This window comes from Pseudomonas sp. NFACC37-1 (genome assembly GCF_900101575.1).
GTDB classification, from domain to species: domain Bacteria; phylum Pseudomonadota; class Gammaproteobacteria; order Pseudomonadales; family Pseudomonadaceae; genus Aquipseudomonas; species Aquipseudomonas fluorescens_AA.
In genome coordinates this window covers 28,321-44,360 of record NZ_FMUZ01000042.1, presented here as the reverse complement: position 1 = coordinate 44,360, position 16,040 = coordinate 28,321, and the positions used below count along the sequence as shown (strand labels likewise).

At 63.1% G+C, this 16,040-nt stretch carries 13 protein-coding genes and 1 pseudogene; 12 read left to right on the top strand and 2 right to left on the bottom strand.

All coding sequences use genetic code 11. The annotated features are described in order from the left end of the window. Together BLP82_RS31780 and BLP82_RS27015 are read right to left on the bottom strand one after the other, a co-directional pair. Positions 1-120 (bottom strand): annotated as a pseudogene (locus BLP82_RS31780) (IS110 family transposase); the annotation flags it as partial. Positions 121-425: 305 nt separating this feature from the next. Continuing rightward, a complete protein-coding gene (locus BLP82_RS27015; RefSeq protein WP_092175632.1) occupies positions 426-2,123 on the bottom strand; it encodes a sulfatase-like hydrolase/transferase in 1,698 nt (565 codons plus the stop codon). Between the two features lie 375 nt (positions 2,124-2,498). Between BLP82_RS27015 and BLP82_RS27010 the strand changes: the two genes are divergently transcribed. Genes BLP82_RS27010 through BLP82_RS26955 form a run of 12 tightly spaced genes read left to right on the top strand, consistent with a single transcriptional unit; the run spans position 2,499 to position 15,847 of the window. Then, on the top strand, positions 2,499-3,863 hold the full coding sequence (locus BLP82_RS27010) for a UDP-glucose dehydrogenase family protein (RefSeq protein WP_092175628.1): 1,365 nt from the start codon (positions 2,499-2,501) through the stop codon (positions 3,861-3,863). Then, complete coding sequence (locus tag BLP82_RS27005) at positions 3,860-4,915, top strand: NAD-dependent epimerase (RefSeq protein WP_092175624.1); 1,056 nt, start codon at positions 3,860-3,862, stop codon at positions 4,913-4,915. Before BLP82_RS27010 ends, BLP82_RS27005 begins: the two co-directional genes overlap by 4 nt. After that, complete coding sequence (locus BLP82_RS27000) at positions 4,912-5,658, top strand: sugar transferase (protein ID WP_092175620.1); 747 nt, start codon at positions 4,912-4,914, stop codon at positions 5,656-5,658. The genes BLP82_RS27005 and BLP82_RS27000 overlap by 4 nt, the downstream gene beginning before the upstream one ends. After that, on the top strand, positions 5,659-6,303 hold the full coding sequence (locus BLP82_RS26995) for a CpsD/CapB family tyrosine-protein kinase (protein ID WP_060738218.1): 645 nt from the start codon (positions 5,659-5,661) through the stop codon (positions 6,301-6,303). It begins immediately after the preceding gene. A gap of 20 nt (positions 6,304-6,323) precedes the next feature. Next, complete coding sequence (locus BLP82_RS26990; protein ID WP_092175616.1) at positions 6,324-7,382, top strand: polysaccharide biosynthesis/export family protein; 1,059 nt, start codon at positions 6,324-6,326, stop codon at positions 7,380-7,382. Positions 7,383-7,384: 2 nt separating this feature from the next. Beyond that, positions 7,385-8,977 carry a GumC family protein gene (locus tag BLP82_RS26985; RefSeq protein WP_092175612.1) on the top strand — a complete coding sequence of 531 codons (1,593 nt, stop codon included), beginning with the start codon at positions 7,385-7,387 and terminating at the stop codon, positions 8,975-8,977. Next, positions 8,974-10,077: a glycosyltransferase family 4 protein gene (locus BLP82_RS26980; protein WP_060738221.1), complete on the top strand. Its 1,104-nt coding sequence runs from the start codon at positions 8,974-8,976 to the stop codon at positions 10,075-10,077. Before BLP82_RS26985 ends, BLP82_RS26980 begins: the two co-directional genes overlap by 4 nt. Next, complete coding sequence (locus BLP82_RS26975; protein WP_092175607.1) at positions 10,074-11,444, top strand: O-antigen ligase family protein; 1,371 nt, start codon at positions 10,074-10,076, stop codon at positions 11,442-11,444. The genes BLP82_RS26980 and BLP82_RS26975 overlap by 4 nt, the downstream gene beginning before the upstream one ends. Then, positions 11,441-12,400, top strand: a complete 960-nt coding sequence (locus BLP82_RS26970; protein ID WP_092175603.1) for a glycosyltransferase — start codon at positions 11,441-11,443, stop codon at positions 12,398-12,400. Before BLP82_RS26975 ends, BLP82_RS26970 begins: the two co-directional genes overlap by 4 nt. Next, complete coding sequence (locus BLP82_RS26965; protein ID WP_092175599.1) at positions 12,393-13,529, top strand: glycosyltransferase family 2 protein; 1,137 nt, start codon at positions 12,393-12,395, stop codon at positions 13,527-13,529. The genes BLP82_RS26970 and BLP82_RS26965 overlap by 8 nt, the downstream gene beginning before the upstream one ends. Positions 13,530-13,541: 12 nt before the next feature. Further along, positions 13,542-14,546 carry a polysaccharide deacetylase family protein gene (locus BLP82_RS26960; protein ID WP_092175596.1) on the top strand — a complete coding sequence of 335 codons (1,005 nt, stop codon included), beginning with the start codon at positions 13,542-13,544 and terminating at the stop codon, positions 14,544-14,546. Beyond that, on the top strand, positions 14,543-15,847 hold the full coding sequence (locus tag BLP82_RS26955; RefSeq protein ID WP_092175592.1) for a lipopolysaccharide biosynthesis protein: 1,305 nt from the start codon (positions 14,543-14,545) through the stop codon (positions 15,845-15,847). Before BLP82_RS26960 ends, BLP82_RS26955 begins: the two co-directional genes overlap by 4 nt. Positions 15,848-16,040 lie beyond the last annotated feature (193 nt).

Sequence of the window (16,040 nt, the reverse complement as noted above, 5' to 3'; positions counted from 1 at the left end):
CGCTGCCTTGGTGTTGGGGATCGCTTCCAGTCGATCTGTTTCTGCGTGATAAATCACCAACTCATCTTTGGCGACATCAACACCCACGATCGGCTTTGCGACAGAAACCGGCATTGCCATTGAAAATCCTCCGGGCTAAGGTTTGAACACTTGAAGGGTTCACCCAGAGGCGCAGGCTTGTTCCTATCGTCGGTCTAGGCCAGATGCATTCTTTATCGGCGCTTGGGTGAAAGGAGGAGGGGTGAAATCTCCCACGGTCTGTACTGCGGCTAACAGTCAGAATCGAGCTTTGTCCCTCCTCCTCCCTTCAAGTCCTACCATACAAGCGAGCTTGCTCGCGAAGGCGGCGTCATAGTCAATGAAGATGTTGGATGTGCCGGCCTCATACGAGCATGCCCCACTCCCAAGGAGCTCAGCCTATAGAGTCAATGCCCCACCGCCATTTCAACCTGGCCGGAATGCGGTGTCACGATGTTGTCCAGGTCGATATGTTTCCACGCCGGTTTCGCCCCCAGCCGCGCGTTGAAGCGGTAGTTGAAGGTGAAGTCGTCATCGGTCGGCTGGTTCAGGGATTTTCCATAGGCCGATTCGACCCCGACCGGGTCGTAGCCCATCAACTGCAACAGCGTCGGGAAGATGTTGTAGTGGCTGGAGCGGTCCTTGTTCCGGGCCCAGGCGCTGCGCCAATCGAGGGTCTGCAATTGGCTGCCCTGGATCACCACCAACGGCACCAAGCCTTCTTCGGCCACCGGGTCGCCGCCGCAATGGGTGTTAAGCCCGGGATTGCCGCGCTCGTGCAGATCCTGGCCGTGGTCGGAGGTATAGATCAACACGGCATGGCTCAAATCGGCCTGCTGGAAGATTCGCTTGAAGAACTCGCCGACATTCCACAGCAAGGTGTTCTGGTAGGCGTTGCGGTACAGCAGCCAGTCATCTTGCTGGCCATTGAAACCGTCGCGCCTGCCGGTGTCGGCCACTTCCTGGAACTGCCCGCGCGGCAAGGCCGGGCGGTAGTTCATGAAGTTGTCGGGGTATTTGTCGTGCACTGGAAAATGCGCCCCCACCTTGTTGATCACCACCAGTTCGGCCTGGTGGTCGCCCAACAGCTCGATCAACTTCGCCGCCGCCGCCATGTCGCGGTCACGCACGCTGGCCTGGTCGAATTGGACGAATTCGTCGATGTCCTGTTTTTCCAGGTCGGTCATCAGGTTCTGCAGATTGCCGCCAGTGCGCTGGGCATCGATGTAGACGGTGCGCAAGCCGGCCTGCTTGGCGTACTGCCAGATCGACGGCCGGGTGCTGTTGATGCGCATGTAGTCGGCGCGAGTACCGCCGTAGCGCAAGGTGACATTGGTGTCGGCGCTGCAATTGGCGATGGAAGCCGCGTAGCCGAAATTGAAAATATCCACGCCCACGGGCGGTGTCTTCAGGCCGCTGTGCACGCCAGACGGCGTGTTGATATCGAGGTAATTGCCGCCAATGCTTTCATCGATGATCAGCACGATGTCCTGCTCGATCAAAGACGATCGCCGCGCCAGGGTGACCGGTTCCCGGGGGCCGATGGTGTTGTGCAAGGACTCGTAGGCGAAGAGATTCAAATAGGCCAACGGCGTGTACATCACCGGCAGGCCGCGCGCGCCCTCGCCCGCCCGCACGAACAGCACGCCACTGAGCAACACCACGCCCAGTACGGGCGCGAGCACCGGCAGATAACCGGGCACTCGCAGCGCTCGCCGAGGCTTGAGGGCGATGCCGAACAACAGCAACAAGCCGCCGATCGCCGCGTTGATGATCACCTGGCGATACTGATAGGCCGCTTCCTGGATGAACCCTCCCGAATACACCAGCGAGACGAACTGGCTGTAGGTCAGGTAACTGTCCGTGACCTGGGTGTACACCTCGAAAAAAACCGCTGAAACGAACAGCGCCAAGGCAAACACATGCCTGACCATCGTCTGGCGTATGTAGGCGCACATCCACAGCGCCACCATCAACAGCACGAACATGGCGCCGAACAGCAAGGTTGCCAAGCCCAGGCCCAACGCATCGAGACGGTCGAGGTAATAGGCGTACCCCTTGAGCAGGTACAAAAACAGCAGCAATTCCTTGAGGTAGCGGGCCATGTTTTCCTCGACCGGATCGCAGTGTCAAAAGCACTTCGTTCCTGCACGTTAGCAGCCGATTTTCAAAGCGCAAGAAACCTCTCCCTCGACCACGCGTCAAAAAAAAGTTGCCCCAAAAACGACACGAAAGCAGGTAACAAAATATAAAAATCTATGGATAACGACCGTTTATCGCTTTGTCAAATGCCTGCTACGCCCAGTAAAACAGCCACTTTGCTAGATCAGTCAATGACTTGATATCAAAAGGCCCGATTTCACTTGAATTGCCAACACTGACAACTGTCATTTTGCTGACACGCTTTTCTGAAGCTGCGCTATACCCCTCTAAACAGTTTCATCCGAGTTACATCATTCGGTCTGCGAGGCGCGCCAAAAATGGACGTGAGCGTATTTGGTACGGGGTATGTCGGGTTGATCCAGGCGGCCGCAATGGCCGACGTCGGACACCGCGTTTTGTGCATCGACATCGACCCGAACAAGATCCGGCAACTGCAACAGGCCGTACCCACCATCAGCGAGCCGGGGCTGTCCAATCTGCTCGAAGACAACATCAAGGCCGGACGCCTGTCGTTCAGTTCCCAGGCCAGCGACGCGGTCAATCACGGCGAGCTGATTTTCATCGCCGTCGGCACCCCCGCCGATGAAGACGGCTCGGCTGACCTGAGCCATGTGCTGGCCGTCACCCGGCAGATCGCCGACTTCATGGACAGCGACCGCACCCTGGTCATCAAGTCCACGGTGCCGGTGGGCACCGCCGACAAGGTGGCCGAGTGCGCCCGCCAGACGTTGGCCCGGCGTGGCTTGAAACAGCTGAACGTGCGCGTGGTGTCCAACCCCGAATTTCTCAAGGAAGGCAGCGCCCTGGCCGATTGCATGCGCCCGGACCGGATCATCGTAGGCACCGCCGACCCGCTGGCCCGCGACCAGATGACGGAGCTCTACGCGCCCTTTTGCCGCAACCACGAAAAACTGATGTTCATGGACAACCGCAGCGCCGAACTGACCAAGTACGCCGCCAATGCCATGCTCGCCACCCGCATCAGCTTCATGAACGAACTGGCCAACCTCACCGAACGGCTGGGTGCCGACATAGAAGCGGTGCGCAAGGGCATCGGCTCGGACCCGCGCATCGGTTATCACTTCATCTACCCCGGCTGCGGGTTCGGCGGCTCGTGCTTCCCCAAGGACCTGCGGGCCCTGCTGCACACCGCCGAACAAAGCGGCATGCCGCTGCGCCTGCTGCGCAGCGTCACCGATGTCAACGACAGCCAGCGGCACATCCTCTTCGAGAAACTGGCGAAGCAATTCCCGGATGGCCTGGCCGGCAAGTCGATTGCCATCTGGGGCCTGGCGTTCAAGCCCAACACCGATGACATGCGCGAAGCCCCCAGCCGCTACCTGATGGAAGCGCTGTGGCGCGAAGGTGCCCGGGTCCAGGCCTATGACCCGGAAGCCATGTCCGAATGCCGCCGCCTCTACGGCTATCGCAAGGACCTGAACCTCTGTGCAACCCGCGATGACACCCTGGAAGACGCCGACGCCCTGGTGATCTGCACCGAGTGGAAGAACTTTCGCGTAGTGGATTTCGACCTGCTGGCCAGCAAGTTGCGCGCCCGGGTGATCATCGATGGGCGCAACCTGTACAACCCCGAACACCTGGCCGCCGCCGGGCTGCTGTATCGCGGTATCGGGCTGCGCCACACCGTGCCCGGCACCCCGGCACCAGGGCCACAAGCGTGAACATCCTGGTCACCGGCGCAGCCGGTTTCATCGGCGCCCATGTCACGTCGCGGCTGCTGCGCGACGGCCATCGGGTGTGCGGGCTGGACAATTTCAACGACTACTACGACCCGCAGCTCAAGCACGACCGCGTGGCCTGGGTGAACGACCAGGTCGGCACCTTCCCCTTGGCGCGGCTCGACCTGGCCGACGCATCGGCCATCGACGAATTGTTCCAGGCCCGGCGCCCGGACGTGGTGATCCACCTCGCGGCCCAAGCCGGCGTGCGCTACTCCCTGGAAAACCCGCAGGCCTATGTCGACAGCAACATCACCGGCTTCCTGAACATCCTGGAAAGCTGCCGCCGGTATCCGGTCAAGCACCTGATCTACGCCTCCTCGAGCTCGGTATACGGCGCCAACCCGCGCACGCCTTATTCGGTGCAAGACAACGTCGATCATCCGCTGTCGCTGTACGCGGCCAGCAAAAAATCCAATGAACTGATGGCCCACAGCTACAGCCACCTGTTCGGTATCCCCTGCACCGGCTTGCGGTTCTTTACGGTGTACGGTCCTTGGGGCCGGCCGGACATGTCGCCGATCCAGTTTGCCCGCGCCATCACCGAAGACCGTGTGCTGCAGCTGTTCAACCACGGCGAGCACCAGCGCGATTTCACCTACATCGACGACATCGTCGAAAGCATTGCCCGCCTGATCGAACATGCGCCCCAGGTCACGCCATTGCTGGATCACGAACAACCGGGCCCGGCCACCAGCCGCGCGCCCTGGCGGATCTACAACATCGGCGGGCAGCACCCGGTGGCGCTGCGCACCTATGTCGCGCTGCTGGAAAAACACCTGGGACGCACCGCCCGCGTCGAACTGCTGCCCCTGCAAGCGGGCGATGTGCTCAACACCTGCGCCGACGCCAGCGACCTGGCGCGGGCCACCGGCTTCAAGCCGGGCATCGAACTGGACGACGGCCTGGGCCGCTTCATCCAGTGGTTCCTCGAGTATTACCTAGTGCCTGCCCACGCGCCGCTTGCGGCCCAATCTCAGCGGAGGAGTCTATGACCCGACATGAACAAATCATTACGATCAATGCCCCCGGACGCGATAAGCGTGTCGATCCCGACCACCGCAGGCGCCTGGACGCGGCCATCCACCGCCAGGGTCGTGGTTGGTTGACCGGTCGCGACGGCGGCCGGCCCTGGACAGTCTCGCGCACCAATCGGGTGGTGGCCGGCCTCGGCGCACTGGCGATCCTGGTGGTGTTCTGCCCGCTGTTGCTGGGCCTGGCACTGCTGGTCAAGTTTTCCAGCCCTGGCCCGGTGCTGTTCATACAGAAACGCACCGGCTATCGCGGTCGGGTGTTCGGCATGTACAAGTTCCGCACCATGGTCGCCGACGCCGAAGCCCTCAAGGAGTCGCTGCGCCACCTCAACAAACACGGTGCCGATGCCATCGATTTCAAGATCGACAACGACCCGCGCATCACGCCCATCGGCCGGTTCCTGCGTCGCAGCAGCCTCGACGAACTGCCGAACCTGATCAACGTAGTGACCGGCGACATGCGCCTGGTGGGCCCGCGGCCGACCTCGTTCAACGCCTATCGCTACAAGGACAACCATCTTGTGCGCCTGAGCATCTACCCCGGCATGACCGGCCTGTGGCAGATCTCCGGGCGCAGCAATATCGACTTCGACCAGCGCGTGGAATTGGACCTCAGCTATATCGCTGAACAAAGCCTGTGGCTGGACTTGAAGATCCTGATACTTACCCCCTTCAAAGTTTTCAGCGGCCACGGAGCGAGTTAAATGGACGGCTCAACGAATATCCTGACTATCGCAAGCCCGAGCGAGACCAACCTGACCTCGACCGTGCTTGACCCTTCCCTGCGGACCCTGCTCTTGACGTCCGCCAACACCGGCACCGGTACCAGCACCAGCGCCATGGCACTGGCCGCTCAGCTGGCGCAGATGAGCAACGGTCGCGTCTTGCTGGTGGATGCCAGCCAGTCACCGCGCAACCTCAGCCAGCAACTGGCGTTGCACAAGGAGCGCGGCTTCACCGACCTGTTGTTCAACAGCCTCGCCCCGCCCCTGTTGCAGGACTGCGTGGTGCAGGCGTCCAGCCTGCCCTTCGACGTGCTGCCCCACGGTCGCCTGGGTCGCAATGCCGAACGCCTGAGCCCCGAGCGCCTGCGCCCGCTGTTCAAGCAACTGGCGGCGCAGTACCGCTTTGTGGTGATCGACGCCGACGCGGTGTATTCGGCCAGCGACACGCTGGTGCTCAGCACCCAGGTCGATGGCGTGGTGCTGGTGGTGCGCGGTGAAGACACCCGCTGGGAAGTGGCCCAGGCCGCCCGCCAGCGCCTGTCCCAAGCGGGCGCGAAAGTGGTCGGCAGCGTGTTCAACCGACGCAAGTACTACATGCCCAAGTGGCTCTACAACAACCTGTAAGCCTGCAAAAGGATGACGAGATGAACGCCAGAATGCTTGTCCTGCTGTTGCTGCCGCTTGCCGGTTGCTCCAGCACCACCGATACCCGCTCGATGCCGGTGCAGATCCTCACGGCCGCACCGGCCAATGCCCAGGCCACCGACATGCCCAAGGTCGAACAGACCCTGCGGCCCCAGGACGTACTGGATGTGATCTTTCACATCAGCACCACCGGGCCCCAGGCCTATCGGGTGCAGGCGGGCGACCAGGTGGCCCTGAACTTCACCGCCGCCAGCCAGCTCAACGGCACGCAACAGGTGATGCCCGACGGCAGCATCGAACTGCCAGGGGCCAACACCTCGGTGAAAGTCGCCGGCCTGACCACCGACGAAGCCCGCCTGGCGGTCCAGCGTGCCTATGACCAGAAAAGTTTGTTCCAGCCCAACCGCAATCAGTTGACGGTGCTGGTGACCAGCCCGCTGTCCAGCGAGACGAACCTCAGGAACACCTTGACCCACCCGGCCACCGGCATGAGCCGGGAGATCATCGTGGGCCGGGATGGTTACGCAAGCTTCCCGGAAATCGGTTCCGTGCCACTTCAAGGCATGACCGTGACCCAACTGGAAACCTTCCTCAACGAGCGCTATGCCCAGTTGCCAGGCCACATGACCGTCGACGTACTGCTCAAGTCCACCGCCGGCAACGAGATCTATGTCCTCGGCGAAGTGGCGCAGCCTGGTTCCTACCCGATCCGCCGGCCGATCTCGGTCCTCGAGGCCCTGACCCTGGCCCGTGGCACCAACGTCAAGGCCCGGCTCGACTCGGTGGTGATCATGCGCCGCAACGGCAACCAGGTCGAAGCCCGCCACTATGACGTGGAAAAAGCCCTGAGCGGTGACGCCTCGCAGATCGCCTACCTGCAGCCGGAAGACATGCTGTACGTACCCAAGACCGGCCTGGCCAAAGCCGGTGAAATGGCTCGGCAATTGGCCGACGTGGTGCTGTTCCAGGGTGTTGGCGTCAGCTTGGGCTACCGCCTCGATAGCAAAGGCGACAACAGCAGCAGATCCAGTACCGACACTTCTGCAGCAGGTAATTGATCATGAATCCCAAGGAAAATTATTTGCATGAGTTCTTCAGGATCTTCTTCGCCAACAAGCAGTGGGTGAAGCGCGTATTCCTGATCTTCGCCGTGATCGCCCTGGTGCTGCCGTTGATGCTCAAGCAGAGCTTCGACATCACCGCCCAGGTGATCGTCCAGTCGAAAAAACTCTCCCAGGGCGACGCCACCACGTCGCTGAACCAGGAAAACGCCACCTTCATCCCGCCGTCCCTGGCGGACATGGAAACCGAGAGCAATATCCTGCGCTCACCGGCGTTGATCCGGCAGACCATCAGTGCTCTGCGCGACCAGGGCGACTACACCCCAAGCCCGGGCATTCTCAACAAGTGGGTGAGCGAGCCGCTCAAGAAGTACGTCACCCAACCCCTGCGCGAGTACGTCATCAACCCGCTGCGCGATGGCCTGGGGCTGGAGGTCGATCCGGTGCGCGACACGGTGCTCGATACGCTGACCGACGAGGCCATCGAAAACCTGAAAATCGAGACCCTGCCGGGCTCCAACGTCATCTCCATCGTCTACAGTTTCGGCGACCCGGCCCAGGGCACCCGCTTCGTGGCACAGCTGCTGCAAAACTACCTCAGCAACCGCCAGGACCTGCAATCGATCGAACTGCCGCAAACCTTCTATGAGCAGAAGAAAGCCCAATACCAGACCCGTCTCGACGGCCTGGAGGGCACTCGGCTGGGGTTGCTGGAAAACATCGGCTCGTCCGATCCCAAGGAAGAAATCACCTTCCGCCTGAACGCCATCAACACCGAAGAACAGGCCCTGAACCTGTACCAGGATCGCCTGCTGCAAAGCCAGCGCTGGCTCGATTACCTCAAGACCAGCCTGGCGGCAGCGAACAGCTCCCGGTTCAACGACTACACCTTCCCGTTCACCTTCACCACCACCGTGGACAACATTGCCTTCGAGGACCGGGAGATCAAACAACTGGGCGAGCAACTGACCAGCCAGGTCAGCCGCTACATGAATGACCTGGCGATCTTCCAGCCCAGCAGCGAACCGATGTTGCTGGCCCGGGAACAGATCGTCCGCACGCGCCAGCAGTTCCTGAAAGTGGTCAACAACCGGATCCAGGAACGCACCACCGATCTGGCGGTGGTCAGTTCGGTGATCAATCAGAAAGTCGAACGCATCGCCGCCTTCAAGGAGCGCATCCATCAGTTGCAGGAAACCCAAAGCAAGCTGCGGCAAATGGACACCGAGATCAATGCCTTGCATGCGGCCTTCTCCACCTACGCCCAGCGCTTCGCCGAAGCCAGCACCGCGCGCTCGCTGGACAACGACCTGTCCAACGCCCGGGTCCTGAGCCCGCCGTTCGAACCGACCGCTGCGGCCTTTCCCAAGCCGATGCTGATCATTGTCTTCGGCATGTTCAGCGGCCTGTTGCTGGCGATCGCCCTGGTCTATGTGCGTGAGTTCTTCGATCACCGCTTCAAGCACCCAGCGCAAATCACCCGGCAGTTGGAAGTGCCGGTGCTGCTGGTGATCAACGAACAGTCTCCCGAGCAGGTCAATCCGCACCGCAACTGGAGCCTGCCCAGCCTTGTCCATTGGGTGCGAAATTGAACGCGCCGTTCGACCCGCCCCGCCACAGCGGCCCCCTGTCGATCATTCATCTGCTCGACAGCGGTGGCTTCTATGGGGCCGAGCGGATGCTGCTCGATCATTGCCTGGCAACGCCCGGACAGCACGAGGTGCTGTTCCTGGCGGCGCCACCGACGTTGATCACGCGTTTTCGCCAGGCTGGGGTCGATTGCCGTCACTGCGCCAGTTGGGCCGAGCTGTTGCAGCACCTGCGCCAGCGCCGGGACGAGCGACCGCTGATCAACACCCACAACTTCAAAGGGCTGTTGTTCGGCTGGTCGGCGGCGACGCTGCTGCGCCTGCCGCTGGTGATCACCCAGCATGGCTTCACGCCGCGCAGCCCCAAGCAGCGTTTCTACACCTGGCTGAGCCTGCAACTGTGCCGCACCGCCTCGGTCAAGCGAGTGGTCTGCGTGGCCGAGAGCATCGCCACGCTGCACCGCCGGGCCAGCGTGCGGGCGGAGAAACTCGACGTGATCCCCAACGGCCTGCCAGCGGCCAGCACGCCACTGGCCCACCGCACCGACCAGCAACGCTGGCGGGTCGGCTATGTTGGCCGGCTGAGCAGCGAGAAAGGCCCGGACCTGTTCCTCGATGCCATGATCCCCCTGTGCCAGCGGCATTCGTCGCTGCACGCGGTGATGCTCGGCGACGGCCCGGAACGCCAGGCGCTGCTCAAGCGCATCACCGACGCCGGGCTGCCCACGCGCATCGAATTACCCGGCTACCAGACCGACATGAATGCCTGGTGGAGTCGCCTCGACGCGCTGGTGATCAGCTCGCGCACCGAAGGCACCCCGATGATTCTGCTCGAAGCCATGCAGGCCGGCGTGCCAGTGGTGGCATTCGGCGTCGGCGGCATTCCCGACGTGTTGCAGGACCGCCACAACGGCCTGCTCGCGGCACCGGCCGACAGTGCGGACCTGGCGGCGCAGATCGAAACGCTGTTCAGCGAACCGCCCCTGGCGCGGATCCTCGCCGACAACGCACGCCGCACCCAACAGGATCGCTACGACCTGCGCACGCTGGCCGAACGCTGGTCGCAGCTTTACATCCGCACGGCACGGGAGGCTCGCTCATGATTGTCCCACTCTCGATCATCAGCCTGCTGGGCCTGGTGTGCCTGGCGTTGCTGGCCAGCCCTTATCCGTTCCTGGCCCCGGGCGCGGTGCTCGGCCTGGTCGGCGTCGCCGTGCTGTACCGCAAGCCCGGCTGGGGTTTGCTGGGCATTGCCGCGCTGGTGCCATTCGAAGGCCTGTTCAAGGACAGCGCGTTTTCCGGCAGCAAGTTCTTTGGCCTGGCGCTGATCCTGATCTTGATGCTGCAACTGGCCCTGCACCAGATTCCCGCGACACGCTTGCGCAGCAATATCTGGAAGCCTCTGATCGGCTTCATGGTGCTGTATGGCCTGAGCCTGTTGCTCTCGGAAAACATGGACCTGTCCCTGACCCACCTGCGAGAGCTGACGGTGGGGCTGATTCTCTTCGTGATCACCCTGCTGATCGGTCGCGAACTGAACCTGGACCTGTTCGCCCGCCTGATGACGGTGAGCGTCTCCACCACGTGCGTGCTCGCGATGTTCTCGGCCCAATATCAGGATCAGGGCCGCGCATCCGGCCTGCTGGAAGACCCCAACGTCTTTGCGCTGTTGATTGCGTTCACCGTACCGCTGGCCTTGTGGCTGGTGCTGCGCAGTCCGAACCTGTTGCACCGATTGTTCTGGAGCGCAGGGTTCATCCTGTTGCTCGGCGGCATGACCAAGACCGAGTCGCGCTCCGGACTGGTGGTGCTGTTGCTCAGCCTGGTGATTGGCTTGTACCACTATCGTGCGCAGCTGCCGCGCATCCGTCCGCGGCACCTGGGCTTCGCCATGCTTGGGCTGGCACTGTTGATTCCCCTGGCGGTCGCGGTGATGCCCGCCGGCTACGTGGCACGCATCCAGTCGTTGAGCATCCTCAGCGCCGGCGTCAATGCCCACAAGGACGAATCCCTGGGTCGCCGTGCCTCGTACATCCTGGTCGGCAGCCAGATGATCCGCGAGAACCCGATACTCGGGTCAGGGCCCGGAACCTTTCCCCTGCACTACGCCCCCACCGGCTATGCCAAGGCGTTCTCGGCCAACCGCAAGCTGGGTGACCTGTATCGCCGGGCCCATAACACCTACCTGGAAATCTTCAGCGAAATCGGCGTGCCGGGCGGGCTGATGTTTGTCGGCATGCTTGGCCTTGGCCTGTACAACCTGCTGCACGCCCGTCGGCTCTGGTTGCAGCGCCGCGACTGGGCGCAGGCGGACCTGCTGACGCACCTGGGCATGAGTTTCCTGTCGCTGGGGTTGTTCCTGATGTTTCTCAGCGCGCCGAACCACAAGTTGCTGTGGATCATGCTCGCCCTCACCAGCGTGTTGCGCTACGACGCCGAACAGGCCGCGCCACAGGAGGCTCGCCCATGAGTGGCGTCAGCATTGTGATCCCGATGTACAACGAGGCCCGGCACATCGGCCGCACCCTGCAGGCGGCCCGGGAAGCAGCCCGCCAGGCAGGCTTGGCGTGCGAGTTGATCGTGGTGGACAACGGCTCCGACGACCACGGCCCGCGCATCGCCAACGAGCTGGGCGCCCGGGTGCTGATCGTCCCGGGCGTGCATATCGGCGCCCTGCGCAATCGCGGCGCCGCCCTCGCCAGCGGCGACTGGCTGGCGTTCATCGACGCCGACATCGAGATGCCGGCCGACTGGCTCAAGCTGTTGCTGGAGCTTGAAGGCCACCAGGGCGATGTACTGGGCCTGGACCTGGACACGCCCCGGGAGGCACCGTGGTTCGCCGAAGCCTGGCAGCGCCGCAGTCAACGTCCGGGGTCACGCCTCTTGCATCGGGTGCAGTGGCTGCCCAGCGCCAACCTGTTGATGCGTCGTAGTTGGTTCGAACGGGTCGGCGGCTTCGACGAAACCCTGCGTACCGGCGAAGACAAGGATTTTTCCCTGCGCCTGCGCCAGGCCGACGCGCAATTGCTGTTGGTCAACGAAAGCGTAGCCCTGCACTGGGGCTACGAAGGCAGTTGGCGCGAGTGGATGAGCAAAGAGCTGTGGCGCCAGGGCAGTCATCTGCAATTGCTGCGCAGCCATGGCCCAAGCCTGCGCCTGCTGCGCTTCCCGGCCCTGTCCGTCGGCGCCTGGTGCTTGGACCTGCTGGCCTTGCTCGCGGTACTCCAGGGGCAGTTGCACCTGGCACTGATGCTGTTGCTGGTCACTGCGCTGCCGCCTCTGCTGCTGAGCCTGCGCCAGAGCCGGCGCGCCCCATGCCTGACACTGCAATTGTGGGCTTTGCATGGGGTGCGCCTGCACCTGACCGGCGCCGCCTTGCTGCTCAACCTGTGTCATTGGAACGTCAGGAGACCTGCCCGTGGCTGAGTTCATTTATTGGTCGTGCCTGCTGCTGCCGGTGTACGCCTACCTCGGTTATCCCTTGATGCTGAGCCTGCTGGTGCCGCTGTTTCCGCTGCGGCGCTACGGCAAGGCGTATCCGATGGACGTGAGCATCGTCATTGCCGCCCACAACGAGGCGCGGCACATCGAAGCGAAGTTGCGCACCCTGCTGGCCCAGGACTATCGGGCCCATTCACTGCAAATCATCCTCGCCAGCGACGGCTCCACCGACGATACGGTGGTGTGCGCACGCAGAGTGATCGACCCGCGCATTACCGTGCTCGACCTGCCGCGCCAGGGCAAGGCCGCCGCCCTCAATACCGGTGTCGCCCACAGCCGCGGCGAGATCCTGGTGTTCACCGACGCCGACAACCAATGGGCCACCGATACCCTCGGCCACCTGCTGGCGCCCCTGGGCGATCCGGAAGTCGGCGCCTGTGCCGGGCACATGGAGATCCCGGTGCCGGGCAAGGGGCTGAGCCTGGGCGACAGCCTGTATCGCCACTACGAAGGCTGGTTGCGACGGGTGGAGAGCCGCGCCGGCTGCATGGTCTCGGCCGACGGTGCCCTGCTGGCTTTGCGTCGGGTGCTGTTCCAGCCGATCCCGGCCCAGGTCAACGATGATTTTTTCCTCAGCACCTGCGCACCGGCCGCCGGCAAGTCCATCGTCTACGTGCCACGGGCCCGAGTAACCGACCAGGGCGTGGACGAGGCCGACAAGCAGTTTCGCCGGCGCCAGCGAGTCACCGTTGGCGGGTTGCAGAGCCTGGCCCAACGCCGGGAGCTGCTCAACCCGTTGCGGCATGGGCTCTACGCCATCGGGCTGATCAGTCACAAGTTGATCCGCCGCCTGGCGCCGGTGTTGCTGCTGCCCCTGTTGCTGAGCAATGCCTGGCTGTGGAACGACCATCCGTTCTATCGCCTGAGCCTGCTGGCGCAGTTGCTCGGCTACACCATGGCGCTGATCGGCTTGATGGATGCCGACCACCGTTTGCCCCGGCCCTTTCGTCTGGCGGCGTTCGTGCTGGTGACACTGGCGGGCATGAGTATCGGGCTCTGGCAGTTCCTGCGGGGGCATCGCTACAGCCAATGGAACCCCGAGCAGAATCGCTAAGGAGAAGAGCCGATGTCGATCAAACAAGTCTTCAAGCGCACCGGCGGCTGGCTGTACCTGAACACGTCCCTGGGTCGCCACCCCCTGCGTGGCGCCGGCGTGATCCTGATGTTGCATCGTGTACTGAACAACGACCGCGCCGCCGAATTGCCCCACCGCAACGAGCTGTGCGTGGGGCCCGACGCGTTTGAACATTTGCTGATCTGGCTGCTGCGGCATTTCGAGTGTGTACCGCTGATGAGCTTGTTGCTGGCTGACCCCGAAAGCGTCCCGAATCGCCCGCGGGTGGCCCTGACCTTCGACGATGGCTGGCGCGATAACGCCATGAATGCCTTTCCGCTGCTGCGCCAATACCAGGTACCGGCGAGCATTTTCCTGTCCACCGATTTCATCGGCAGCCGCCAGCACTTCTGGTGGGAAAGCATTGGCGAGACCCTGTGGGGCAGCCATGGCCAGGTGGCCCGGCATTCGTTGATCGAGCACTTGCAGCACGCCGGCCGTCCGTTGCCGGTGCTGCTCGATGACATCGACGACGAGCGTCGCAGCCTGGCGTTGCTGCATTACCTGCAAAGCCTCAAGAGCCTCGATCCACGTATCTTGAGCGAACTCACCGACGCCTGCCCGCAGGGTTCCCAGCCCCAGGCCCTGGACTGGTCCCAGGTGCGCATGCTCGAGGATTCCGGCCTGATCCGCTTCGGCCCCCATGGTGCCAGCCACGCGATTCTGACCGGGCTGGACGACCAGCGCCTGCACGAAGAGCTGACGCGCAGTTGGACGGCCCTGGAAAACGGCTGCGCGCAACCCTTGCCGGTGTATTGCTACCCCAACGGCGATCACGATGCCCGCGTGCGCCAACAGGTGGCGGCCCACGGCTTCAGCTTCGCCCTTGGCACCGAGGCGGGGCTGTATCGCAACGACGGCGACCCCTTGAACCTGCCGCGCTTCGGCGTCAGCCAGCGCAATGCCCATCATCCCGAATTACTGGCCTGGCGAATTCGCCGAGGGACACGTCCATGAGCCGTGCTCATTACCTCAAGCACCTGGCTCTGAGCCTGGGCACGCGCCTGGCGATGATCGGCCTGCGCCTGCTGCGCAATGTGCTGCTGGCGCGGATTCTCGGCCCCAGCGAACGGGGGCTGTTTGCCTTGCTCAGCACCCTGCCGGACCTGATCAGCGCCGCCACCAGCGGCGGCCTGAATTCCGCCGTGGGTTATCAGGCGGCGCAGCAGCGTTCAATGGGTTTGTTACTCAGCCAGGTGCTGGTATTCGGTTGCCTGCTGGCCGGGCTGCTGACCTTGCTGGTGGTGGCGCTGGTGCGCGAGTTCGGCGGTGAACTGGACATCACCACGCAACTGGGATTGCTCGCCTGGCTGCTGTTGCTGGCCGTGCCGCTGACCGTGCTCAAGAGTGGCCTGCTGACGTTGCACAACGCTTCCGGTGGCGTGGGCGCCTTCAATGCCTTGCGCCTGCTGGAATCCCTGGCGCCCCTGCTGTTGTTTATCGCGCTTTTCTGGATGTGGAAAGACACGGCGCTGGAAGCGGCGCTGATCAGTTGGCTGGCGGGCCTGAGCTTGGTGGTGCTGGCCGGTTGGGTGTGGTTGCGCCGCGATCATGTGGTCACCCTGCGCTGGGATCGCAGCCGTCAGAACGAACTGTTGCGCTACGGCGCCCGCAGCCATCCGGACCTGCTGTTCCAGCAAGTGCTGCTGCGCTCGGACTTCCTGTTCATCGGTGCCCTGCTGGGCAGCACGGCCCTGGGTCACTACGCCATGGCCAGCGCCGCCGCCGAGCTGCTGCTGATCGTGCCGGAAGCCGTCACCACACCACTGATGAAACGCCTGCTGCAACAGGACAGCGACATGCAGCGCCTGACCCCGCTGGCCTTGCGCCTGACCGCGACGGTGATGCTTGGCGCCTGCCTGACCATGGCGCTGATCGGCGAGTGGCTGATCGTCACCTTGTTCGGTATCGCCTATCAACCGGCCTATCCGGCCTTGCTGGCGTTGCTGCCGGGACTGTTCGGACTGTGCTATGCGAGCATCCTGCGCCTGGATCTGCTGGGCAAGGACCGACCCGGCACGGTGTCGCTGCTGATGGGCGTGGGCGCGCTGTTGAACCTGGCGCTGAACCTGATCCTGATTCCCCGCTACGGCATCGTCGGCGCTGCCGCCGCGTCGTCAATCGCCTACCTGGGCGTGACCCTGGCGCTGCTGGCGATGTACTGCCGCCTCAGCGGCGTGGCGCCGTGGCAGACACTGATCATCCTGCCCAGCGACCTGCTGCCGATGCGCCAGATGCTGCTGGGGAAGTCGGCATGAGCAGGGTTGCCCGCCAAGCCGCCATCGCGAGCAAGCTCGCTCCCACAGGGGATGGTGATGCCCTTGTGAAAGCGCCGAGTCAGCTTGCGTCAATGGTGGATGTGCCGCCCTCTTCGCGAGCAAGCCCGCTCCCACAAAAACCTGGTGCCGAACACACTATCCGCGACCACCACAAATCAACTGTGGGAGCGAG